22 protein-coding genes are annotated in these 23,855 nt (G+C 59.9%); 18 read left to right on the forward strand and 4 right to left on the reverse strand.

Features of this window, described 5'->3' with window-relative positions:
• The first annotated feature begins 20 nt into the window (after positions 1–20).
• The 11 genes from SANT_RS11935 to SANT_RS11985 all read left to right on the forward strand — a co-directional run bounded on the left by SANT_RS11935 (position 21) and on the right by SANT_RS11985 (position 10,653).
• On the forward strand, positions 21–965 hold the full coding sequence (locus tag SANT_RS11935; protein ID WP_025422527.1) for an ABC transporter permease: 945 nt from the start codon (positions 21–23) through the stop codon (positions 963–965).
• Entirely contained in the window at positions 962–1,825 is an 864-nt protein-coding gene (locus SANT_RS11940) for an ABC transporter permease (protein ID WP_148296280.1), read from the forward strand. Before SANT_RS11935 ends, SANT_RS11940 begins: the two co-directional genes overlap by 4 nt.
• Positions 1,825–3,048 (forward strand): amidohydrolase/deacetylase family metallohydrolase, encoded by a 1,224-nt coding sequence (locus SANT_RS11945; protein WP_200867246.1) that lies wholly within the window; start codon positions 1,825–1,827, stop codon positions 3,046–3,048. Before SANT_RS11940 ends, SANT_RS11945 begins: the two co-directional genes overlap by 1 nt.
• A complete protein-coding gene (locus SANT_RS11950; protein ID WP_025422530.1) occupies positions 3,045–4,064 on the forward strand; it encodes an ABC transporter ATP-binding protein in 1,020 nt (339 codons plus the stop codon). Before SANT_RS11945 ends, SANT_RS11950 begins: the two co-directional genes overlap by 4 nt.
• A complete protein-coding gene (locus SANT_RS11955) occupies positions 4,061–5,080 on the forward strand; it encodes an ABC transporter ATP-binding protein (protein WP_025422531.1) in 1,020 nt (339 codons plus the stop codon). The genes SANT_RS11950 and SANT_RS11955 overlap by 4 nt, the downstream gene beginning before the upstream one ends.
• A complete protein-coding gene (locus tag SANT_RS11960) occupies positions 5,077–5,568 on the forward strand; it encodes a RidA family protein (RefSeq protein ID WP_025422532.1) in 492 nt (163 codons plus the stop codon). Before SANT_RS11955 ends, SANT_RS11960 begins: the two co-directional genes overlap by 4 nt.
• 36 nt (positions 5,569–5,604) lie before the next feature.
• Positions 5,605–6,804, forward strand: coding sequence for an aminotransferase class V-fold PLP-dependent enzyme (locus tag SANT_RS11965; RefSeq protein WP_025422533.1), 1,200 nt, complete (start codon positions 5,605–5,607; stop codon positions 6,802–6,804).
• 36 nt (positions 6,805–6,840) lie between these two features.
• Complete coding sequence (locus tag SANT_RS11970; protein WP_025422534.1) at positions 6,841–7,656, forward strand: IclR family transcriptional regulator; 816 nt, start codon at positions 6,841–6,843, stop codon at positions 7,654–7,656.
• A 136-nt stretch (positions 7,657–7,792) separates the two neighbouring features.
• Entirely contained in the window at positions 7,793–8,587 is a 795-nt protein-coding gene (locus SANT_RS11975; RefSeq protein ID WP_025422535.1) for a MipA/OmpV family protein, read from the forward strand.
• A 4-nt stretch (positions 8,588–8,591) separates the two neighbouring features.
• Entirely contained in the window at positions 8,592–9,284 is a 693-nt protein-coding gene (locus SANT_RS11980; RefSeq protein WP_025422536.1) for a response regulator transcription factor, read from the forward strand.
• Complete coding sequence (locus tag SANT_RS11985; RefSeq protein WP_025422537.1) at positions 9,271–10,653, forward strand: sensor histidine kinase; 1,383 nt, start codon at positions 9,271–9,273, stop codon at positions 10,651–10,653. The genes SANT_RS11980 and SANT_RS11985 overlap by 14 nt, the downstream gene beginning before the upstream one ends.
• A 58-nt stretch (positions 10,654–10,711) precedes the next feature.
• On the opposite strand, the gene SANT_RS11990 is transcribed toward SANT_RS11985, so the two are convergent.
• The 4 genes from SANT_RS11990 to SANT_RS12005 all read right to left on the reverse strand — a co-directional run bounded on the left by SANT_RS11990 (position 10,712) and on the right by SANT_RS12005 (position 15,158).
• A complete protein-coding gene (locus SANT_RS11990; protein ID WP_025422538.1) occupies positions 10,712–11,572 on the reverse strand; it encodes a ketose-bisphosphate aldolase in 861 nt (286 codons plus the stop codon).
• A 5-nt stretch (positions 11,573–11,577) separates the two neighbouring features.
• Positions 11,578–12,990, reverse strand: a complete 1,413-nt coding sequence (locus SANT_RS11995; protein WP_025422539.1) for a PTS fructose transporter subunit IIC — start codon at positions 12,988–12,990, stop codon at positions 11,578–11,580.
• 165 nt (positions 12,991–13,155) lie between these two features.
• Positions 13,156–13,629, reverse strand: coding sequence for a PTS sugar transporter subunit IIA (locus SANT_RS12000; protein ID WP_025422540.1), 474 nt, complete (start codon positions 13,627–13,629; stop codon positions 13,156–13,158).
• Positions 13,626–15,158, reverse strand: coding sequence for a BglG family transcription antiterminator (locus SANT_RS12005; protein WP_025422541.1), 1,533 nt, complete (start codon positions 15,156–15,158; stop codon positions 13,626–13,628). The genes SANT_RS12000 and SANT_RS12005 overlap by 4 nt, the downstream gene beginning before the upstream one ends.
• 707 nt (positions 15,159–15,865) lie before the next feature.
• On the opposite strand from SANT_RS12005, the gene rbsK reads away from it, so the two are divergent.
• The 7 genes from rbsK to SANT_RS12040 all read left to right on the forward strand — a co-directional run bounded on the left by rbsK (position 15,866) and on the right by SANT_RS12040 (position 23,647).
• The gene (gene rbsK / locus SANT_RS12010; protein WP_025422542.1) at positions 15,866–17,083 is read left to right on the forward strand and encodes a ribokinase; all 1,218 of its coding nucleotides are present in this window, start codon (positions 15,866–15,868) and stop codon (positions 17,081–17,083) included.
• 39 nt (positions 17,084–17,122) lie between these two features.
• Entirely contained in the window at positions 17,123–18,064 is a 942-nt protein-coding gene (locus SANT_RS12015; protein ID WP_025422543.1) for a nucleoside hydrolase, read from the forward strand.
• A 34-nt stretch (positions 18,065–18,098) separates the two neighbouring features.
• Positions 18,099–19,592, forward strand: a complete 1,494-nt coding sequence (gene dcuC, locus SANT_RS12020) for a C4-dicarboxylate transporter DcuC (protein ID WP_025422544.1) — start codon at positions 18,099–18,101, stop codon at positions 19,590–19,592.
• Between the two features lie 380 nt (positions 19,593–19,972).
• Positions 19,973–20,926, forward strand: a complete 954-nt coding sequence (locus SANT_RS12025; RefSeq protein WP_025422545.1) for a siderophore ABC transporter substrate-binding protein — start codon at positions 19,973–19,975, stop codon at positions 20,924–20,926.
• A gap of 42 nt (positions 20,927–20,968) precedes the next feature.
• Positions 20,969–21,895 carry an iron chelate uptake ABC transporter family permease subunit gene (locus SANT_RS12030; RefSeq protein WP_038669663.1) on the forward strand — a complete coding sequence of 309 codons (927 nt, stop codon included), beginning with the start codon at positions 20,969–20,971 and terminating at the stop codon, positions 21,893–21,895.
• Positions 21,885–22,892, forward strand: a complete 1,008-nt coding sequence (locus tag SANT_RS12035; RefSeq protein WP_051440168.1) for an iron chelate uptake ABC transporter family permease subunit — start codon at positions 21,885–21,887, stop codon at positions 22,890–22,892. Before SANT_RS12030 ends, SANT_RS12035 begins: the two co-directional genes overlap by 11 nt.
• Positions 22,889–23,647 (forward strand): ABC transporter ATP-binding protein, encoded by a 759-nt coding sequence (locus SANT_RS12040; protein WP_025422548.1) that lies wholly within the window; start codon positions 22,889–22,891, stop codon positions 23,645–23,647. Before SANT_RS12035 ends, SANT_RS12040 begins: the two co-directional genes overlap by 4 nt.
• Positions 23,648–23,855 lie beyond the last annotated feature (208 nt).

The raw sequence follows: 23,855 nt of genomic DNA on the forward strand, positions 1-23,855 counted from the left end.
AACCGAACGGAGGATCCCCCGTGTTTCGATCGGCTTTGAATCGCATTTTCGGCATGTTGGTGGTGATGGCGCTGGTGGTAACGATTGTGTTCATTATCGTGCGCGTCACGCCCGGCGATCCGGCGGCGGTCATGCTGGGTCCCGACGCCAACGCCGCCGACATCGCCGCGCTGCGCGAGCGGCTGGGGCTTAACGCGCCGTTGCCGGTGCAGTTTCTGCATTACCTTAGCGGCATCGCGCAGGGTAATCTCGGGCAGTCGATCTTCTTGAATATCCCGGTCACCGAAGCGCTGTACCAGCGCGCCGAGCCGACGTTTTTCCTGACCTTATTCGCGCTGGTGATAGCCTCCTGCATCGCATTGCCTATTGGCGTGCTATCGGCCTATTACCGGGGCAGTTGGTTTGATCAGATTACCACCACCGTGTCGATGCTTACCGCCAGCATTCCGTCGTTTTGGCTGGGATTGCTGTTGATCCAGTTTTTCGCCGTCAGACTCGGCTGGTTCGATACCTCGGGCTATGGCGGCCCCGGGGCCGGTTTCGCCACGCGTTTGCACCATCTGGTGCTGCCGGCGGTCTCGCTGGGGGCCGTCAGCTCGGCGCTTATTTTGCGTTTCACGCGCGCCAGCATGCTTGATGTGCTTAACGATGATTATGTCCGCACCGCGCGCGCCAAAGGGATGAGCGAATGGCGGGTGGTTATCCGCCACGCCTTCAAGAACGCCCTGATTCCGGTGCTGACCGTGCTGGGCCTGACCGCCGCGCTGCTGGTCTCCGGTTCCATCGTCACCGAAACGGTGTTTGGGCTGCCCGGCGTCGGCAGTCTGACGGTGTCGGCGGTACTGCGCCGGGATTATCCGGTTATTCAGGGCACGCTGCTGGTGATTTCCGGGCTGTACGTGCTGATTAACTTTCTGATCGACATGCTGTATTTATGGGTGGATCCCAGGGTGCGTTTCTCATGACGATGGCCGTTCCCACCGCCGCCAGGCGGGACAATTTCTTCTGGCAGTTGCTCAACCGCCCCGCCTGCGCCGCCGCGCTGGCTCTGCTGCTGGTAATTATGGCGACGTCGTTGGCCGCGCCCTGGCTAGCGCCTTATTCACCCAGTAAATTGTCTATCATGAGCCGGCTATCGGCCCCGGGGGTCAGCCATTTCTTTGGCAGCGATGAACTGGGGCGGGATGTCTTTACCCGCACGCTGTATGCCGGCCAAACTTCAGTGATGGTCGGGGCGGCGGTGGTGGTTTTCGCCACGCTGGCGGGGATCGTGCTCGGCCTGGCCGCCGGCTACTTCCGTCGCTTGGATACGCCGGTCTCGCGCCTTATCGACGCCATGATGGCCTTTCCCGATATTCTGCTGGCGATAGCGCTAGTGGCGGCGCTCGGCGCCACCGCGGTCAACGTCATTATCGCCCTCGGCACGGTCTATACCCCGCGGCTGGCGCGGGTGGTGCGCGCCTCAACCCTGGTGGTGCGCGAGCTGCCCTATGTGGAGGCGGCCAAAGCGCTCGGCGTACCCACGCCGATGATTTTGCTGCGGCATATCTTGCGCAATATCGCCTCGCCGCTGCTGGTGCAGGCGACGTTTATTTTCGCCAACGCCATTCTGGCCGAAGCCGGTTTGTCCTTTCTCGGCGTTGGTATTTCACCGGATATTCCTACCTGGGGCACCATGATAAGCCAAGGGCGGCAATACATGGATGATGCGCCCTGGATCATGCTGTTTCCCGGCCTGGCTATCGTGATAACGGTGCTCTCCCTGCAATTGCTGGGGGATGCGCTGCGCGATTTTCTCGATCCCCGTTTGTCAAAAGGTGCCTGATGACGATGTCCGAAAATGCCCCCTCGACCCCGCTGCTGCTGCGCGCAGTGCGACCTATCGGCTTTGAAAACGCCGCGGCGCCGGCGGCTGCCCCGCGGGATATCCTCATTGGCGCCAACGGCCGGGTCGCGGCCTGCGCGTCCAGCCTCAACGCTCTCCCACCGCAAACGCGCATCATCGACGGTGACGGCGCCTGGATTTCCCCCGGCTGGACCGACCTGCATACCCACGTGTGGTACGGCGGCACCGATATTTCCATCAAGCCGGCGCTGTGCGGCGTGGCGCGCGGCGTCACGACGCTGGTAGACGCCGGGTCCGCGGGAGAGGCCAATTTTCACGGGCTGCGCGAATGGATTATCGACCGCGCCGATGAAGAGATTTTCGCATTTTTAAATATCGGCTCCATCGGCCTGGTGGCCTGCAACCGCATCAGCGAGCTGTCGACCATGAACGACATTGACGTCGACCGTATCGCCGCCACCGTAGACGCCCACCGCGATCGTATCGTCGGACTGAAAGTGCGCGCCAGCGGCGTTATCAGTAAAGGTTGGGACCTGGCGCCGCTGAAACTGGCGAAGAAACTCGGCAGGGTACTGAAGCTGCCGGTGATGGTCCACGTGGGCGAACCGCTGCCGCTGTACGACGATGTGCTGGGGCTGCTCAGCGAGGGGGACATCATCACCCATTGCTTTAACGGCAAAATCGGCGGTTCTATTTTGGAGGACGAGGATCTGTTTCAGCTGGTGGAGCAGGCGCGCGACCGCGGCATCATTCTTGATGTCGGCCACGGCGGCGCATCCTTCTCGTTTGAGGTGGCGCGCGCGGCGCTCAGCCGCCGATTGCTGCCGCAGACCATTTCCACCGATATCCACGGCCATTCCCTCGACGGTTCGGTGTGGGACTTTCCTACCACCTTGTCCAAACTGCTGTCGCTGGGGATGCCGCTGGCGGAGGTGGTGACCGCCGCCGGCATTGCGCCGCGGCGGGCGATCAACCGCCCTTACGGCGACCTGCTGGCCGTCGGCAGCCGGGCCAATTTTACGCTGTTCCACTTGCTGGACGAGACGCTGCGGGTGAAGGATTCCAAAGGCGTGGAAAGCCTTCTGCGCCAGGTGTTCGACCCGCGCTATGCGGTGATCGGCGCCCGCGCCTGGCCCGCCAGCCGCTACCGGCCGCAGGTGAAACAGCAGACCGCCTGTCCCCACTGCGGGTGGCAGGCGTGAGCGCCACTCTGGCCGCCGATACCCTGCTCGCGGTCAGGGATCTGCGCACCCATTTTACCCGCCGCCATGAAACGGTGACGCCGGTCGATGGCGTGACGTTCAGCCTGAAACGCGGGCAAACGCTGGCGGTCGTCGGGGAATCGGGCTCCGGCAAGTCCGTCACTAGCCTGTCCATTATGGGGCTTTTGGGACGCAACGGCCGAGTCAGCGGCGGTGAAATGCTCTATCGCGACCGCCAACAGCAGGTACAGGATCTGCGGACGCTGTCGCCGCAGGCCTATCGCCGTATTCGCGGCGCCGAAATCGCCATGATTTTTCAAGAGCCGATGACCAGCCTGAATCCGCTGTTTACCGTGGGCGATCAGATCACGGAAATGCTGCGCCTGCATCAGCCGCTGGACCGCCGCCAGGCGCGCCAGCAGGCGCTGATGATGCTTGAGCGCGTGGAGATCCCGGCCGCCCGCGCCCGGCTGGACGATTATCCGCACCATCTCTCCGGCGGTATGCGCCAGCGGGTGATGATCGCCATGGCGCTGGCGTGTAATCCATCGCTATTAATTGCCGATGAACCCACCACCGCCTTGGACGTCACCATTCAGGCGCAGATCCTCGATTTGCTACGCCGGCTGCAGTCGGAGCTGGGCATGAGCATCGTTTTTATTACCCATAATCTGGGGGTGGTGGCGGAAATTGCCCATGACGTGGTGGTGATGTATGCCGGGCGGGTCGTGGAGCATGCGCCGGTGGACGCTATTTTCCGCCATCAGCGTCATCCCTATACCCGCGGCCTGCTGGCCTGTACGCCCAACCCCCGGCGCGATATCGGCGCCGACGGGCTACGCCGGCGGCTGGACGCCATTCCCGGCAGCGTGCCGGCGCTAAGCCAACTGCCGCCCGGCTGCGCCTTTGCGCCGCGCTGCCCGCTGCGGCTCCCCGCCTGTCAGCAAGAAGTTCCGGCGCTGCTGCCGGTGGGGGGCAACGCCTTTTCCCGCTGCCTGAGAAGGGAGGAATTATGACTCGCGATGAAGGGGGGAATACCCTTGCCCCACAATCGGTTCTGCTAGAGGTCGATGGATTGTATAAAACTTTTCCCTCCCGCCACGGCACCCACGTGTATGCGGTGCAGGACCTGTCGTTCAGCCTGCGCCGGGGTACCACCGTGGGCCTGGTAGGGGAATCCGGCTCCGGTAAAACCACCGCCGGACGCAGTCTGCTGCGCCTGATTGAGCCCAGCGGCGGCCGCGTGATGTTTGAAGGCGTGGATTTACTGCGTCTTAACCGCCGCCAGATGAACCGGTACCGGCGCGAAATGCAGATTATTTTCCAAGATCCGTTCTCCAGCCTCAATCCCCGCCTGCGCGTGCGCGACATTATCGGCGAGGCGCTCAACACGCGCGGTTTTCCCCGCGGCGCCCGGCGCGCGCTGCGGGTGGCGGAACTGTTGACGCTGGTGGGGCTACAGCCGGAGCATGCCGACCGCTTTCCACACGAGTTTTCCGGCGGCCAGCGCCAACGCATCGGCATCGCCCGCGCGCTGGCGGTGGAGCCGAAATTTATCGTCGCCGACGAACCGGTGTCGGCGCTGGATGTGTCGGTGCAGGCACAGGTGCTCAATCTGCTCGGCGATCTACAGCGCGCCCTCGGCCTGACGGTGCTGTTTATCGCCCACGATTTAAGCGTGGTGGAGTATTTGTGCGATGAAGTGATCGTCATGTATTTGGGACGCATCATGGAAAGCGGCCCCTGTAGCGAAGTGTATGCGCGGCCGCGGCATCCTTATACCCAGGCTTTGCTGTCCGCCGCGCCGCTACCGGATCCCGCCGCCCGTCGGCAGCGCATCCCGCTCTCGGGGGATATTCCCAGTCCGGCCAATCCGCCGAGCGGCTGCGTCTTTCGCACCCGCTGCCCCCACGCAGAAGCGCGCTGCGCCGATACCCTGCCCCGTCCCGAAATGCTGGGCAACGGCCATCGGGTCAGTTGCCTTCGCCATAAGGAAATCAATCGGTCCGCTTTTTTGGAGCACGCGTTATGAATCAGGCCTCATCTTCTCTGCCGCCGGCAGCAACGCCTTATCAGCGATTGGCGGCCAGGGGGATAACCTTACCCGCCTCGCCGGCCCCCGTCGCGAATTTCGTCTCCCATGTCATCGTCGGCAACCTGCTGTTTTTATCCGGCCAGGGGCCGGTGGAAGTCGGCGGGGTAAAACATACCGGCAAAGTGGGCCACGACGTCAGCGTCGGCGACGCTTACCGCCACGCCCAACTCACCGGCGTCAACCTGCTGGCGGTGATCCATGAAGCGCTGGGGGATCTGGGCCGCGTCACCCGGGTGGTGAAACTCTTCGGCATGGTCAACGCCGCCAGCGATTTCAACGCGCACCCGCAGGTGATAAACGGCTGCTCGGACCTGATGGTCGATGTGTTTGGCGTTCCGGGCGTGCACGCCCGTTCCGCCGTCGGTTTTGCCTCGCTGCCCGATCAGATTACCGTCGAAATCGAGGCGATTATCGCTTTTGAATAAGGGGAAGGCTTCAGGCCCCGCATAAAGGAGAGTTCCGTGAGCAGCAACGATCAGCAGTCCCCTTGGCCATTGCGGCCGATCATCAATGTTTCCGGCACCATGACCTCGCTGGGGGCATCTATTGTGGTGCCGCAAGCTATTGCCGCCATGACGCGCATTTTGCCGCAATTTACCGAAATGGCGGATTTGCAGCGCCACGCCAGCCGCACCATCGCGCGGCTTACCGGCGCCGAGGCCGGTTTCGTTACCGCCTCCTGCGCCTCGGGGATCTCGCTGGCGGTGGCCGGCTGTCTGACCGGCGATAATCTGGCCGCTATCGAGCGCCTGCCGGACGGGCCGCTCGAGAAAGATGAGGTGATTATCCAGGCGGGACATCTGGTGAATTACGGCGCGCCGGTGGCGCAGTCCATCCGCCTGACCGGCGCCAAGGTCGTTGCCGTTGGCCAGGCCACCAGCGCCTTTGCGTATCACCTGTCGGGAGCGATTAATGAACGCACCGCGGCGGCGGTCTATGTGGTATCCCATCACGTCGTCGAGTACGGCCAAATCCCGCTGGAGGTTTTCTGCCAGGTGGCCCATCAGTACGGCGTCCCGGTGATCGTCGACGCCGCGTCCGAATACGACCTGCAAAAATTTCTACGTCAAGGGGCGGATATCGTGCTGTATTCCGGCCATAAATTTCTGGGCGGTCCCACCTCCGGTATCGTGGCCGGCGATAAGCAACGGGTGCGCAACGCCTGGCTGCAAAATCGCGGCATCGGGCGCGGCATGAAGGTGGGGAAAGAGAGTATCGCCGGGGTCTGCGCCGCGCTTATCGCCTGGGAGACGCGGGATCATGCCGCCGTGCGCGCCCGCGAACAGCGCGCCCTAGACCTGTGGCGCCAGGGATTGAGCGACCTGCCGGGTGTTAGCGTGGTCAGCGAGGCGGACCCCACCGCCAACCCGCTGCATCGGCTGAAGGTGAGTATCGCACCCGAGGCGGCGCGCATTAGCGCCTGGGATCTGGCCGACGCGCTGGCGGCCGGCCCGACGCCGGTGATTGTGCGCGATCACCTGGTGGAGCACGGCTTTTTCTATCTCGATCCCTGTAATTTGCACGACGGGCAGGAGCACCAGGTGCTGGCGCGAGTCCGCGCGGAGCTGACGCTGGCGCAGCAAGCGTCGTCGCCGGTGATCACCCCCTTTGGCGAACGCATGCTGGCACAGCAGGCGACCATTACCCGCTGGCCCGATTAACCGGCCGCGCGGGCCGTTTCCCCATAGGAGGCATCCATGAGCAAATCGGCATTGATACCCGCCCTTGATAGCGCGAAGCGCCGCGTACGCACCAGCGGCGTCGAGCGCGCGCTGCAAATTCTCGACTGGCTACAGCGGCAACAGCATCCCGCCACCTCCTACGAAGTGGCCAAGGGCGTCGGGGCGCCGCTGTCCACCATTTATGCGGTGGTGGACGATCTGGTGGCGAAAAACCTGCTGGAACGCCAGGAAAACGGGGCTGTCTGGCTTGGCGCGCGCCTGTATCATTATGGTCTGACCTACGCCCGCAACCTCAACTTGCTCAATGTCGCCAGCGAGGAAATGCTGGCCCTGAGCGCCCTGTGCGGCGAAACGGTGCAAATCTGCGGCCGCGATGACGACAAGATGGTGGTGCTGGCAATGGCCGAGGGGCGCGATCATTTCCAGGTCAGTTCCCGCGTGGGGACCCGCATTCCCTTAAATTGGTCGGCGTCGGGTCGACTGCTGGCCGGGCATCTGCCGCCGCCGGCCCGTCTGGCGCTGTTTCAGCGGTCGGCGCAGGCATCACCCACCGGCAGCGCCGAAACCGACGCGGCCGTATTGTCGGCCAGCGCGGCGGAGGCCCTGGCAAATCGATTATCGGTGCAGGTGGGAGAATCTGATTTTTCCGTCGCCTGTATCGCCTCACCCATCTGCGATGGCGCCGGCGTGTGCCATGCCACCATGTCGATTGTGGTGCCGGCCAATAAAGTGGCGCAGACCGAGCTGGATTTGGCCAACCGCGTGCGTCGCAGCGCCGAGCAGGTGGAAATCCGCCTCGGCTGGCGCCAGCCGGTTTGGGCCGCCGGCTAACGACGCGCCGCCGCCCGCGCGCCCGGCGGCCGCGCGCAGGGTGCGATCCTCAATTTACCTTTACACTGCACGAGTAAGAAACCGGTAAGGAAAGCCACAGGATAATCGGCTTTTTGGAACAGGGATTGAGGAAATCATGTTACTTTCTCGCGCAAATTCACGCCGCTGGCTGGCCGTTATGATGATTACCGGCGCCGGCGCTCTGCCGGCCCATGGCGCCGAGGAGAACGGCGACCCGTCCGCGTCGCAAGACGCGTCGCACTGGGGCCTGGGTCTGGGGGGGAGCGTGAAACGCAGTCCCTACCGGGGCGTCGGCACCGACCTCGGCGTGCTGCCGCTGCTGAACTACGAAAACCGTTACCTGCGTTTCTTTGGCACCACCCTGGACGCCAAACTTCCCGCCGCCGGACCGGTGGATTTCTCGCTGCGGGCGCAATATCGCCTGGGCGACGGCTATAAAGCCTCGGACGCCGACTATCTAGACGGTATGGCGGAGCGAAAAGGCGGGCTCGCGCTGGGTCTGGCCACCACCTGGCACAGTCCTTTCGCCGATGTCTCGCTGGAATGGCTGCGCGCCACCAATGACAGTAAAGGCAACCGCGTAACGGTCGCCGTCGAGCGCACATTCGATTATGATAGCGACTTACACTTTACACCTTATATCGAAGTGCAGCGCGCGGACCGCAAGGATGTCGATTACTACTTCGGCGTCAAAGACAGCGAAAGCCGGCCCGATCGCCCGGCCTACGACGGTAAGGCCAGCACCAACGTAAACGGCGGCGTGCGAATGGACTACGCGCTTACCCGGCATCAGCATCTGTTGCTCGACGTCGGCGTGCGCTATTGGGGCTCTGGCGTCACCGACAGTCCCCTGGTCGAACACGATGCATCTCCTTCGCTGCGCCTGGGCTACATCTACCGCTTTGAGTGAAACTATGTCAACCAATCGGGTGGCGCTGCTGGAAGATAATGCGCGCATGGCGATGCTTATCTGCCGGGCCCTCGCCAATGCCGGCATCCAGGCCGACGTGTTCGGCCGCATCGAACACGCCTGGCAGGCCATTACGCAAGGGGCTTATGCCATTATCGTCGTCGATCGCAGCGTGCCCGACGGCGACGGCCTGGATTTGGTGAAACGACTGCGCGCGCGCGGCGTGGCCGTTCCCTGCCTGATGGTGACGGCGCGGGACGCCATCAATGACCGCATTGAAGGACTTGAGTCCGGCGCCGACGATTATCTTGCCAAACCGTTTTCGCTGGAAGAGTGCGTCGCACGGGTGCGCGCCTTAATGCGCCGACCGCTCGTGTTGACCAGCCTGACGCCAGCGTTTGCCGGTATCACCGTGCTGCCCGATCAGGGTTGTATGAAACAGGGCAAGGCGTCGGCGACCTTACCGCCGGCCGAGATGCAAATTTTGCTGGCGCTGGTGCAGGCGGCCGGCCAGGTGGTCAGCCGCGGCCGGCTGGAGGCCGCGGCCTGGGGGCTTGGTGAAGGCGTGACGCCCAACGCCCTGGATGTCGCCGTGCACCGGCTACGGCGCAAGATCGCCGCGGTCGGCTCCGTGGCGCAAATTGTCAATCTGCGCGGCAAGGGGTTTGCGCTGCAGGCCAGCCATGAAAGCCAATAGCCTCACCGCCCGGCTGCTGGTGGCAACCACGCTCGCGCTGATGGTCACCATGGCGTGCATCGCCCTTCTGACCTACCTGTTGATGACCCATTTTCCGCGGCTACTGCTTGAAGCCGATTTCCGCTCCAACGCCACGCACGTCAGCGACGGACTGGTGTATGACGCCACCGGCCGCCCCGTTGCGCTTGATTTGCCCACGGGCCTGGGCAGCGCCTTCGCCGCATTAAAACAAGACGTGTTGTACCGCGTGCTGGACGCGCAGGGGCAGGTGCTGCTCCCCGCTGAGCCGCAGGCCCAGGCGCTGACGCTGCCCGGGATGGGTTTCGATCCCACTCTGACCCGTTTTGATATGACGCAGGACGGGCAATTGCTGCATGTCGCGACGTTCCCTTTGACGCGGCCCGAGGGGCACTATTATGTGCAGATCGCGCGCAGTGAACGCTTCCAGCAGGCTCTAACCCATAATGACGGCGACAACGCGCGCGAAGTGGCGCTGGCCACTACCCTCTTCGCGCTAGCGGTGTTCATTATTATTGTGTTTTATACCGTCAATCGCGTGCTCAAACCCCTGCACGCCGCCTCACAGGCCGCCGCGAGCATCGCCCCCGGCAATCTGCACACCCGCCTGTCGACCCAAGGCATGCCCAGCGAACTGCTGCCGATGATAAACGCCCTGAATGCCGCACTGGAGAGATTGGCCGTCGGCTACCACGTGCAGCAGGAGTTCCTGGCGACCGTGGCCCACGAGCTGAAAACGCCGCTGGCGCTGATGCGCGGCACAATCGAGTTAGGGACGTCGCCCGACCGGGATACGCTGATGGCGGATATCGACGGCATGTCCCGCCAGGTACAGCAGCTGTTGCAATTGGCGGAGTGCAGCGAGGCGCACAATTATACGATGGCGGCGACGGACGCCGCCGCGGTGGCACGGGACGCCATCGACAAACTCGAGCGCCTGGCGCAAAGCCGCGGCGTGACGTTCGAGGCGCCACAATTGCTGTCGGCCTGCCCGATCCACGCCGATCGCGGCGCGCTGTTTATTCTGCTGCGCAACCTGTTGGAAAATGCGATTCAGCATGCGCCATGGGGCAGCCGCGTCGAAGTGGCGCTGACGGCGCGTGGGCTGTCGGTGCGCGACCACGGTCCGGGCATTCCCGCGCGGGACCTGCCGATGCTGTTTCGCCGCTATTGGCGCGGTCAGGCATCCGACGGCGGCGGCACGGGGCTGGGGCTGGCGATTTGCCTACAGATCGCGGGCGCCCATGCCTGGACGCTCTCGGCGCACAACGCCGAACCCGGCGCCCGGTTTCAGGTCGAATTCACCCCGCCAACCCCGGCGGCCCCGGCCCCACGCTTGCCGCCGCCCTAAGCCGCATCATCCGCTTGCGCCGCCGCTTGCCGGCGGCGCTAAGCGGCGATCGGCCCCGTTAACGGTAAAGCGCCGCTTTGCCCACCGAGCCGAACAGCGCCATCTTGGCCGCTACGACCGCGCTCGCCGCCTGCATCGGCTTGATGAACAGCGCGTTAGGTTCATGCCCGCCCTGTTTCAACTCCTCCTCTAGCGCCACGAAGAAGGCTTTTTTCATGTCGCTGGAGATATTGATTTTCCCCACGCCCATGCGGATCGCCTCCGCCACTTCGCTGTCCTTATTGCCCGACCCGCCGTGCAGCACCAGCGGGAGGGTAACCGCCTGGCGAATTTGCCGTAAACGGGCGATATCCAGTTTCGGTTGCTTGCCGTGCGGGTAGAGCCCATGCGAGGTGCCAATCGCGACCGCCAATGTATCCGCGCCGGTTTCACGCACGAAAATCGCCGCCTCCTCAGGGTCGGTATACAGGATTTGCTCACTGCCCCCTTCCGCGCTGCCCGCCATCATACCGATAGTGCCCAGCTCGGCTTCCACGGAGATATTCAGCGTATGGGCAATGTCGACTATCTGGCGCGTGAGGGCGATATTCTGCTCGAACGGCTGCGCGGAGGCGTCGATCATGACCGAGGTAAAACCGGCGTAAATTGCTTTCATCACCTCCTCCAGCGTACGGCCGTGATCCAAATGGATAACCACCGGGACACGCGCCTGGACGGCTAACGTGCGCAGATAGCCGATAAACTCCGCGCCGGTAAACGCCATTTCATCCGGATGAATTTCAAGAATCAGCGGCGAAGCCAGTTCTTCCGCCGTTTCAACCGCCAACCGGGCGAATTCGGCGCTGGCGATATTGAACGCGCCCACGCCAAATTGATGTTCCTGGGCCACTTTGAGCAAATCTTTCATAGTGTAAAGCATGGGTATTATCCTTGTTTAACGGGAACGGAAACGTCTTTTTTAATGCACAGCAAGATGAGCGCGGTAAGCACGCTGCCGGCGGCAATCGCCAACAGGTAGCCTGCAACATGCGTAATAACGTTCGGAATGAAGATCACGAAAATGCCGCCGTGCGGCGCCTGGGAAGCGCAGCCCAGCATCATCGACAGCGCGCCCGCCAGGCCGGAGCCCGCGACAATGGCGGGGATCACCCGCAGCGGATCGGCGACGGCGTACGGGATAGCGCCTTCGGTGATAAACGACAGGCCGAGGATATAGGTGACCTTGCCGGTTTCGCGCTCCTGCTCGGTGAATTTGCGCCGAAACAAGGTTGTCGCCAGCGCGATCCCGAGGGGCGGCACCATGCCCGCCGCCATGCAGGCGGCTATCGGTCCGTAGATGCCGCTCGACATCAAGCCGATGGCAAACATACAAACCGTCTTGTTTAGCGGCCCGCCCATATCGAACGCCACCATCATGCCGAACAGCAAACCGAGAAGGGCGGAATTTGCATTGCCGAGAGAGTTAAGGAATGCGGTCAGCCAGCCCAGCAGGATTTTAATCGGCTCGCCGATCATTAGCGCCATGAGGGCGCCGGTGAGCAGTACACTCAACAGCGGCACGATCAAGATGGGTTTTAGCCCGGCCACGGCTTTCGGCAAGTGGATGTAGTTGACGATGAGTAAGGTAATGTACCCCGCTAAAAAACCGGCGATAAGCGCCCCCAGAAAACCTGAGCCGGTATGGATCGCCATCATGCCGCCCACCGCACCTGCGACGATGCCCATTTTGCCGCTGATCGACTGGCTTATCCCCAGCGACAGAATCGGCAGCATTAGCGCAAAGGCCGAGCCGCCGCCGATATCGGACAGCATTTTGGCGATCGGGCTGAAATGCGCATCCCCCGGCGTCGCCGCCGTGATGCCGAAAGAGAAACTCAGCGCGATAAGGATGCCGCCGGCGATGACAAACGGAATCATCAGATTGACCCCGGTAATCAAATGCACGTAGACCTGCGCAATGAATGAGCGCGGCGCGGCGTCCTCGCGGCCCGCGCCGGCGTCTTCCCCTGCGTCCGCCGGCAGCCGATGCGGCACCAATTCCCCGCTGAGTACGGCCTTCAGCAGCCCTTCGGCGTCTTTGGCCGCCCGGGTAACGGAAACATCGATAACGTTTTTATTGGCGAAGCGCGACCTATCGATAGTTTTGTCCGCGGCAATTAACACCACATCGGCCCGTTGGATGTCCTCTTGTGTAAAGAAATAGTCGCTTTCCACGGCACCTTGGGTTTCCACCAACAGCGGCAGACCCAATTTCAACGCCGCTTTTTTCAGATTGCTTTCGGCTAAATAGGTATGGGCAACCCCCGTCGGACAGGCGGTAATAGCAATGATGTTCATGTACGTTCTCCAAATAATAAGGAAACGATTTTATTTATTTATCATTTTCTGGCGGGCTGCATAGGCGCACGCCCCCCTTTACCCTGTAAAGTAACGGGCGAGCGCTAAACCGCCGCTCTCTTGACACCGCGCAGGCGAGTAATTCAGTTGATAAGTTATGTATTGTTATGCACCCGAATGGGCAAGTAATAAGGCATACATCTCCTCCCGTCGCGGTACGCTTAATAGTTTTTCCACGACCTCTTCATCCCCTAAGGCCATAGAAATTTTCGCCAGCATTTTTATATGGCCTGCATTTTTATCCGATTCTTTCACCGCGAATAATATCACCAGGCGCACCTGTGTGCCGTCGATGGTTTCCCAGGGAATATTCTGTCGCAATCGCCCGACGGCGATACGGGTTTTGGCCACCGCGGCAGATTTACCGTGGGGGATGGCAATATGGTTTTCAAAGCCGGTAGAGCCCAGTTCCTCGCGTAGATAGACATCGTTGAGAAACACGTCTTTATGGGTAATCGCACCGCTGCGGCATAATAGGTCCGTCAGTAGCGAGATAATTTGCTCTTTGGTCTGACAGTCGGCATCGAGAATAATACATTCTTCCTGCAACACGTCATTTATGGCGACAGCGGTAGTCATAGCATTTCTCCCTTCTGGGTTATAGTTGAATCGGATACCAGGCATTCCGTAACCCGCGCGATATCTTTCGCCGAAAATAAAGCCGAGACGTACACCACCGGCTTTGCCAACGGCTCCAGACGAATGGTGGAAATCACCATATCGCACTCATGGCGCCGCAGGGATTCGGCGATATTTTTCCCGGGAACGATATCGATAATTTTCCAGTCGGGAAAAGCACGGTTAATGCGCCCGGACAAAAGCTGAGAGGTGCCCAGGCCGCTTGAACACACCAGCAATACGCGTTTCACTTTGATGCTGTTTTCGATCGCCGCCTGAAGATGAACCGTGAGGTAGGCGACTTCATCATCATTGATTTCACCCAGCGCATCTTCCCGGCAGAGTTCATTGATCACGGCCTTCACGGCGGTAAAGACGCTGCCCAGTTCCGTTTTGATCTCATGCAGCAGCGGATTTTTGATACGGATACGATAAGTCAGCCGGTTCAGCATCGGCTTGATGTGGGAGGACAATGCCCGGAGCAGATTTTTGTCCAGCGTTATCGCCACATTGATGCGCTGCGACACGCGATCGACCAGCGCCTGCGCGAACAACGTTTCACGTTCAGAGACCGGCCGTTCGGCATGGGGCGAAGTCTCGCCGCCCGCCTGGCCCGACGACACCAAATATTGATAAATGGAGTAAGCTTCCTCCGCCACCAGCGCAGTATGGTAGGCCGCTTCAATGCGTTCAATCACCGCCAGGGAAACGCGCCAGGCGTGTGCGTCGTTGACGCTGACCCGCACGGGACGCGCGTCGGTGCGCGACAGCGGCGATTGACTGCGGTGGATTAGCACCAGGATATGGGTGAACAAATTAATATAATACGGATCGCTAATAATATAATTCAGCTGTTGTTCAATAAAGCTAATAAGTTGCAAGGTAAAATGGACAGCCTGCTCGCCAAACTTTCCCGAAAGTTCGCGTAGCGTCCCATCGTCAAGCCGGCTTTCCATCGTATCCTGATGCGCATAAATGGACTTCAGTACTAACGCTTTCATGGCAACGCGGATATTATAATCCGACCCTTTAATACAGGTTCCCGCTCGGCTCTTCATTAATTTAAGGTCAAATCGCTGCAACCAGGATTCCAGCGTTTTGAGATCATTGACGATAGACGCGCGGCTAATAAAATATTTATCCGCCAGTTCACTTATTGAACTACTGTGCGGAGACAGCATTAAGAGATCCGAGGCAATTTTCAACGTTCTTACATTGCTATGGAAGTCATCATTTTCGCTAAAAAACAGGCGCCGGGCGGCAATTTCCGATTCCACGTCGGCGAATTTAATTGTGATCCCGCGCCCATTCTTCCCAACCAGCTGAATGCCTTGCGTGCGCAATTTATCATTAATGTCGGCGATATCTCGACGAATTGTCCGCGTGGCAATAGCGGTTTTAGCCGACAGGTGGCTCAGGCTCAGATAACTATTATGGGATATCAACTGTTTTAAGATGTTAAGTTGCCGCTCAGTCAGAGCTTTCATCATGATGGCTTTCCGCTCGCTACTAGGGGGACGACGGGTTGAGTCTCATCTAAACAAAGCGGTAGCGCGCTGTAAATATTAAAAAGTGGCCACATGGTGACGCGGGCGCTGACCACCAACGTCCATCCCAGCGGTAAAAAAGTGAGGTGCCTCGCGCATATATTGGCGGCGACGTGGCGTGCAATGGGAGAGAATGAATTAAGCCGTCAATCTCCGTAAAAATAACCCAAACCCTCCGCTCTGACGCCGTGAGGGCTATTCCCCTCGTCGTCCTACTCGGCAGCGCCTGGCCGCCGGTGCCCTTTCTCTTCCCGCCCGGTAGCCATTTTCCGCCCGACATCTCGCGTTTCTTTCCGGCATTGTCCCTTTCCCCGCAGGCATCCTTCCTTTCTCGCCCCGCGTAGTCCCTTTCCCCGCACGGTATCCTTCATTTTTCGCCCGACGTTGTCCCTTATCCCGCCCGACGGCACCCTTCTCAGCAAAGACCGGTCCCACCTCGACGCGCCGCCTATCGTCATAATCGCCGTCGCGGTTCGCGCCGCCCTATTCGCGTAAATGACGCCTTTAATCGCTAACGCTTTTATCGGAGCCGCGCCTTGACAGCGGCGGGGAATTAAAATTTTTGTTTTTTTGTTTGCCGCGGTTTAAGTTGGGACTGTTCACAGTTTTTCTAACGGCAATTGCTGATACTGCCTGGGGTGGAGATAACGATGCGAAACAAAACAGCGCGACGCGAGAGCGTATATCGATTTATACGGGAGAACGGCCGATCGACGGTGAATTTCTTGGCATCCTATCTCAGCGTTACCCGTGAAACCATTCGTAGCGATTTGACGTCGCTGGAACAGGAAGGGCTTATTATTCGCTTCCACGGCGGCGCCAGGCTTTCGCCCATTACCGCCAAAGAAAATGTTATCGCTGCGGAAAATAGAAATATCAGTGCGTTATTCCGAACTCTTAATCGCTGTCAGGACGGTGCCATGAGCGTTACGCAAAATCATTCCGGCCGGGGTAAGGTGTGCATACTCGGCTCATTCAATGTCGACATTGTGGCGCGGGTCGAGCGTTTTCCTAAAAGTGGCGAAACGCTTATCGCCAGTGAAAATACGCTCGGGCCGGGCGGCAAAGGGTGTAACCAGGCCATGGCGGCTTTTTATGCCGATGCCAAAGTGCATTTCGTTGCCAAAGTGGGCACCGACCAGTTCAGCCAATTTGCCCGTAATCATTTCAAGTCCTCCGGTATGGATTCCTATACGCTGTATCAAACCGCAGAATATCCTACCGGCAGCGCGGTGATTTACGTGTCTGAGCAGGACGGCGAAAATATGATAGCCATTGCCCCCGGCGCCAATCAAACCATTACTCCGGAGGAAATCAACGAATTATTACCGGAGCTAAATAGCGCTACCGTCCTGTTGGTGCAGCTCGAAAATAATATTGACGCGGTCGGCAACATTATCGATCTGGCCCATACGCTCAATAAAATGGTTATCGTCAACCCCGCCCCTTACTCCCCAGAAATTAAACCTTATTTGCATAAAGTGGATATTTTGACGCCGAATGAAACGGAAGCCAGTCTGCTGGCGAATATCGAAGTCACCGATATCGACAGCGCCACGCGCGCGGCAAAAATCATTTTGTCCTATGGCGTAAAAAACGTCCTGATTACCTTGGGCAGCCAGGGCGTTCTGCTGGCCGAAAATGGCCATGTCACCCACCTGCCGGCGTTTCCCGCCGTGGTGGTCGACACCACCGGGGCGGGGGACTCTTTCAACGGTGCATTAGCCGCCTCGCTGGCCAACGGCAAAGATCTGTTGCAGGCCGCGCACTATGCCGCCGCCTTCGCGTCATTAGCCGTTGAGCGCGAAGGCGCGGCGAACATGCCAAGCCATCAGGCGGCGCTACAGCGCCTGGCGCAACGGCGCTAAGGGCGCGCTTTTTCATTCATTTCTCCCAAGAGGTTAATTATGATCAAGGCCATTTACGATACGGATCCGGGCGTCGATGATGCGGTCGCTTTGCACTTTGCCGCAGAAAACCCGGCGATTACGCTGGTCGGCATCACGACGGTATTCGGCAACAATACGCTGGACGTCACAACGCGCAATGCCCTGTTTCTTAAGGAGAAGCTGGACATCGCTTGCCCCGTGGCGCGCGGTGCGGCGACACCCCTTATCATCGCCCCCAATCCCCCGTCGGTGGTGGCGCACGGCAATGACGGTTTGGGGGACGTATTCGATATCGCACCGCGGGGTGAATTAGACCCCCGCCCTGCGGCGCAATTTATTATCGATACCGTGCGCGCCAATCCCGGCGACATTACCCTCATCGCCGTCGGTCCGCTGACCAATCTGGCGCTGGCGTGCCGGCTCGATCCCGCTATCGTGCCGCTGGTTAAAAGCGTGGTTATCATGGGCGGTACCACGCTGCGCAACGCGCATTTTGGCAACAAATCCCCGGTGGCCGAAGCGAATATTCACCGCGATCCGCACGCCGCGCAAATCGTGTTCAACAGCGGCCTGCCGTTGACCATGGTCGGCCTGGACGTCACGCATGAGGTCTTGCTCGATAATGCGCGGCTGCGCCGGCTGGAGCAGCATGCCAATCCGCATAATCAGCTGCTGCATCGCATTATCGGCCACTACATCGCCTACGCGAAAGCCCGCTACGGTTTGGACGGCATGCGCCCGCATGATTTGCAGGCGTTCGTTTGCGCCATTCACCCGGAGTACTACCAAACCGTCGAGGGTAATGTGCAGGTGGTGATGACAGGACCGGCCGAAGGCCAGACGCTGCATTACTTCGGCGAGCATCTTAAGGGCCGCGAACATCTGTCCATGACCCAGGTTTGCGTGGCCGTTGACGCGCAGCGGGTGGCCGATTGTTATTTTGACACCCTGCTTAAGTAATCCCTAAGAGGCTTTTCCCGTTATGCGACTTTCGATGGCTGCAAAGAAAGGCCCGGCGTCCGTCGCCACCCTGTTGTCGGTGGTGGGCGTCGCGCTACTGATATGGCTGTATCGCTATGCCTCCGTTAATACCTTCGTGCTGGTGTTCTCTTTTATCGTGCTGTTCCTGGTGGCAAAAGGCATCGCCGCCGGCTGGTATGCCCAGGCGGTGGTGCTGGTGGGCGGCATGGCGCTGCTGCTGGCCACCGCTTATTTGCTGCCTGAGGTGACAATCACCGCGAAGAGCTCCGGCTCGCCGCTGCTGGACGTCTTTGTTGCCGTTAAACAAACCTTTAGCGAGCAGGCGGCGGGGCTGGGCCTGACTATCATGGTTATCGCCGGATTTTCGCGCTATATGGATGAGATAGGCGCCGCGGACAAATTGGTGGAACTGTGCGTCATCCCGCTGCAAAAGGTCAAATCCCGCTATATTTTGCTAGGGCTGAGCTATGCGATGATGCAGATCTTGTCGCTGTTCATCCCCAGCGCCTCCGGCCTGGGGCTGTTGATGATGGCGACGCTGTATCCGGTATTGCGCACCGTGGGTTGCAGCAAAGAATCCGTGGCGGCGATTATCGCCTCCGGCGTTTGTATCGATTTCGGCCCGGCGGCTTCCAGTATGATTGTCGGAGCAGAAGTCGCGAAGGTGGATCTGTTCGGGTTTTTTGTTTATGAACAATTGCCGGTGGCGCTGGTGATGATTCCGTTTATCGCCGTGATGCATATGATTATGCTGCGCTATTGGGACAACAAAAGCGCTGCGCAAGCTACAACCACAGACGCCGACGAGAAAGGCAACGATCCCCTCGCCGGCAAAAACACCGAGAAAAAACCGGTGCCGGCGTTTTACGCCCTGCTGCCCGCCATACCGATGTTTTTACTGTTTATCTTCTCCGAGTTATCTGAGGGTATTCTTCCGGTATGGCTGCGTTTTCACGTTGATGTCGTCTCCGCGTTGCTGTTTTCTTTCGCCCTGTCGTTGTTGGTGGATATGGGCATGACCCGCAATATCAAAGCGTCGCTGGCGAAAGTCTCCTCCCTGTTCGATCAGATGGGTAAAGCCTTTATCGCCATCGTGTCGATCATTCTCTGCGCCCAGGTGTTGGCCAACGGCATGATGAAAATCGGCGTGATCAATATCCTGTTCAATATGATCCCCACCGGCAACCATACCATGATCCTGACGGTGGTTATCTTCAGTACGCTGATTTTCTTAGGCTCGGTTTTGCTGGGTACCGGCACCACCTTTAACGCCTTCGCGCCGGTGGCCGGCGAGGTGGCGAAAGTGGCCGGTATTCCTATGGCGACGATCCTTATCCCGATGCAGTTCGCCAGCGCGTTCGGCCGCACCCTCTCTCCTATTGCCGGCATCGTGCTGGCGGTGGCGGCCATTGTCGGCATCAGCCCGGCGGAGATCGTGAAACGGAATATCGTGCAGGTCGGCGCCGCCTTTGTGCTGTCGATGCTGGTGAGCTTTCTCCTCACCTAACCCGCCGCGGCCGCGCCGGGCATTCCCCCGGCGGCGGACGGCCAGCGCGCGGCTTTCCCCGTTAGCGGCGGCCCAGCCCCCGTTCATCACGCGGATTGCTCCGGGCCGCGTCGCTTGGCCGATAGCCGGCCCCCCTTCCCCGTTCACCTCGCGGATCGTCCCCGGTCCGCGACACGCCCGTTGACCCAACCGGCTGCCCCTCGGGTTTCGCGTCCGGCGCGCTCGCGTTTGCCGGCGCTGAGTAATGATTCCTTATTTCTCTACGCAAGGGTGGCTGGTCATCGGGGCGCAACCCCGGTATGATTTGCGAATCGATGCTAATGCGAATCATTAACATTATTAATCGTAACCGGAGTAACAGATTTTTTTCAGGAGAGAAAATGCGTTTACCTGTCGTTTTTGCTTTAACCCTGCTGAGCGCGATCCTGGCGCTCACCGGCTGTGACAACGCCCCCGCGGACGACACTCACGTCACCACCCTGACCATCGACCATGCCCAGGGCAGCACGACGGTTCCGCTGAATCCCAAAAAGGTGATTATTCTGAACCCGATGGTGCTGGACAATGCCGATGCGCTCGGTATTCCCGTGGCGGGGGTGCCGCAAACCAGCAGTCACCTGCCACCGTTTCTAGCAAAATACACCGGCTATGACTATCTCAATGCCGGCACGCTGTTTGAGCCGGACTATGAAGCCCTGAGCAACGCCAAACCCGATCTTATCATCGCCGGCGGGCGCGCTCATGACGCTTATGACAAGCTGAGCGAAATAGCGCCGACCATCGCCCTCGATAGTGATCCCGAACATTTTATGGCCAGTATGACCCAGCGCGTCGAGCAATTGGCGTCGATTTTCGGCAAGCAACAACAGGCCAAGACGCTGCTGGATAACTTCCAGGCCCGCATCAAGCAAATCAAAACCCAGACGGCGCAGGCCGGCAGCGCAATGGTGGTGATGATAAGCGGCGGTAAAATGTCCGTCTATTCCCCCGGTTCGCGTTTTGGTTTCCTCTATGACGAATTAGGTTTTCAACCTGCGGCAAACTTCAACCAGACCGGGCCACACGGGCTCATCGTGAACGCCGAATTTATTTTACAGGCGGATCCGGCGTGGCTGTTCGTGCTCGATCGCGATAATGCTATCGGCCGCGCCAACGGTCAGTCAGCGCAACAGGTGCTGGACAATGCCCTTATCCACCGTACCCGAGCCTGGCGCGATAAGCACATTGTCTATCTGGACGCCGCGTCGTTGTACATTGCCGGCGGGCTACAGAGTTACGGCCGCCTGATGGACCAGGTTAGCGCGGCGCTGGCACAACCGCAGGCGGCGCACTAATTGGCGCTTCCCAAACCGCTTGTCGTCTCAAGCGCCGCGACCCTGCTGCTGGCACTTATCATCGGCAGTTTATTTGTCGGGGTTGGGCAGGTCTCGCCGTCGACGCTGTTTCGCGACCCCGCCGCACGGGAGATCTTTTTGCTCAGCCGCATACCGCGTACGTTGGCCCTATTGCTGGCGGGCAGCGCCATGAGCGTCGCCGGGCTTATCATGCAGATGCTGACGCAAAATCGCTTTGTCGAACCGTCGATCGCCGGCACCACGCAATCGGCAAGCCTGGGTCTGCTGCTGGTGATGATCGTCGCGCCTGGCGCCCCGCTTGTCCTGAAAATGGGCATCGCCACGCTGTTTGCCCTGGGCGGCACGGCGCTGTTTATGCTGCTGTTGGGGCGCATGCGCATGAAATCCCCGCTGATGGTCCCGCTGACCGGGATTATGCTGGGCGCGGTGTTCGGCGCCGTCACCACCTTTCTGGCGATGGAGTACGACTTGCTGCAATCCCTCGCCGGCTGGGAGTCAGGGGATTTTTCCGGTGTGATGCAAGGACGCTATGAACTGTTGTGGATCGTTGGCGCGCTCAGCGTGCTGGCCGGTCTTATCGCCGATCGCTTTACGGTGGCGGGACTGGGGGTCGATTTTTCCACCAATGTCGGTCTGAACTACCGGCGGATTATGCTCACCGGCATGGCGATAATCGCGGTGGTCAGCGGCGTAGTCGTGGTGGTGGTCGGCGTGTTGCCGTTTCTCGGGCTGATTGTACCCAATGTCGTAAGCCTCGCGCTGGGGGATAACCTGCGCCGCACCCTGCCCTGGGTGAGCCTTGGCGGCGGTGCGCTGGTCGTTTTGTGCGACACGCTGGGCCGCCTCATCAGTTACCCGTTTGAAATCCCCGCCAGCGTCATTTTAGGCGTGATAGGCGCCGGCGTGTTTCTTTTGTTGATCATGAGGACGGACAGCCATGGGCACTGAGCCGTCTTTTGAACCGCAGGTGCTCGCCTGCCGCCAACGCCGTCGCCTGAGCATACCGGCGCAGCGCCTGCTGCTGCTGGGTCTGCTGGCTCTGGCGTTTATCGGGTTATTTATGACCGTCAATCTGCACGGTAATGTCCGCTATATTCTCCTGCACCGCGCGCAGATTCTGGCGACGCTGCTGCTGGTGGCGTTTGCCGGCGGGGTCGCCACCCTGCTGTTTCAAACGGTCACCCACAACCGCATTCTGACGCCCTCGGTGATGGGGCTGGAAGCGTTGTTCATTTTGCTGCAAACGGCCACGCTGTTTTTCGTCAATGTCCAGGGGCTGTCGGTATTGGGCGCCGGCGGCAAATTCGCGGTGGAAACGCTGCTGCTGCTGGGGTTCTCCTGGTTGCTGTTCCGCTGGCTACTCGGCGGCGTCGGCATCAATTTACACCGGGTATTGCTGGTGGGCCTGGTGTGCGGCACGCTATTTCGCAGTCTGGCGACGTTAATGCAGCGCCTGCTGTCGCCGGGGGAATTCGCCATTTTACAAAGCCGCCTGTTCGCCACTTTCACCCGCGCGTCGCCCGCCGTCTTGGCGGCGGCCGCCGTGATTATTGTGATCGTGGCGGCGCTGGTCTGGCGTATGCGCCACGAGCTGGACGCCATCGCCCTCGGACGCCATACCGCCCTTAACCTGGGTATTGCGTATCAGCCACGGGTCACGGTGGTGCTGCTGCTGGTGGCGCTGCTGGTGGCGGCCTCTACCGCATTGGTGGGGCCATTGACCTTTTTCGGTCTGCTGGTCGCCAATCTGGCCTATTCGTTGATAGGGTCATGGCGCCATTGCTATTTGCTGCCCGGCGTGGTGTTGCTGGGGGTGGTAATGCTGGTGGGTGGTCAACTGATTCTCGAGCGCCTGTTGCATATGGCCGGTACGCTTTCCGTAGTGATTGAATTTGTCGGCGGCGCGCTCTTCCTTTACTTGCTGATCAAAAAGGCGGCGGTGTGATAGAAATTGATGAGGTGGTCAAAAACTACCGCAATGTGCCCGTTCTCAACCATATTACCGCCACCTTACCCCGCGGCGGGATTACCGCGATTATCGGCGCCAACGGCGCAGGGAAATCCACCCTGCTGTCGGTAATGGGAAGGCTTTTGACACCGGAAGGCGGCAGGGTGAGCGTCGATGGTCACGATGTCGCGACAACGCCGGGCGCCTCCCTGGCCACCATGCTTTCCATACTGCGCCAGGAGAACCATTTTACCAGCCGGATGACGGTTTATGATTTGGTCGGTTTTGGTCGTTATCCCTATTCACGGGGGCGGCTCAATGCGGTCGACCGCGGTCATATTGACGCCGCGCTGGCGTTTTTGCAGCTGACACCGCTACAGCACCGCTATCTGGATGAACTTTCCGGCGGCCAGCGTCAACGGGCCTACATCGCTATGGTGCTATGTCAGGATACCGAGTATGTCCTTCTGGATGAGCCGCTGAACAATTTGGATATGAAACACAGCGTCGGGATGATGAAGCAATTGCGCCAGGCCGCGGATACTTTAGGGAAAACGATCGTCTTGGTCATCCACGATATCAACTTTGCTTCCGCCTATGCGGACCATATTATCGCGATGAAAAATGGCGCTATCCTTCATCGCGGGTCGCCGGCTCAGATCATGACGCCGGCGGTAATCGCCGCCGTTTTCGATACCCAGGTGCATATCGAACATATTCAGGGACAGTATGTCGCGGTGTATTATCGGTAACGGCCGCGTTCCCCCAGCGTTAAGACCGGCAGCAGGCCGCATAGGCGGCCATCACCGCCGTTGTCCGGCCTCGTGCGAGAACGCATCGCCGCCGTTGTGAGGCTCTGTTTAACGGCGCAACGTTAGACTCCCCCCTTCCCGCCCCCGCGGGACAGCACTCTCGTAGGGCGGCGCCCTTGCGACAACGTCATTTTCGCCCGCGCTGCGG

This window comes from Sodalis praecaptivus, assembly GCF_000517425.1.
GTDB classification, from domain to species: domain Bacteria; phylum Pseudomonadota; class Gammaproteobacteria; order Enterobacterales; family Enterobacteriaceae; genus Sodalis_A; species Sodalis_A praecaptivus.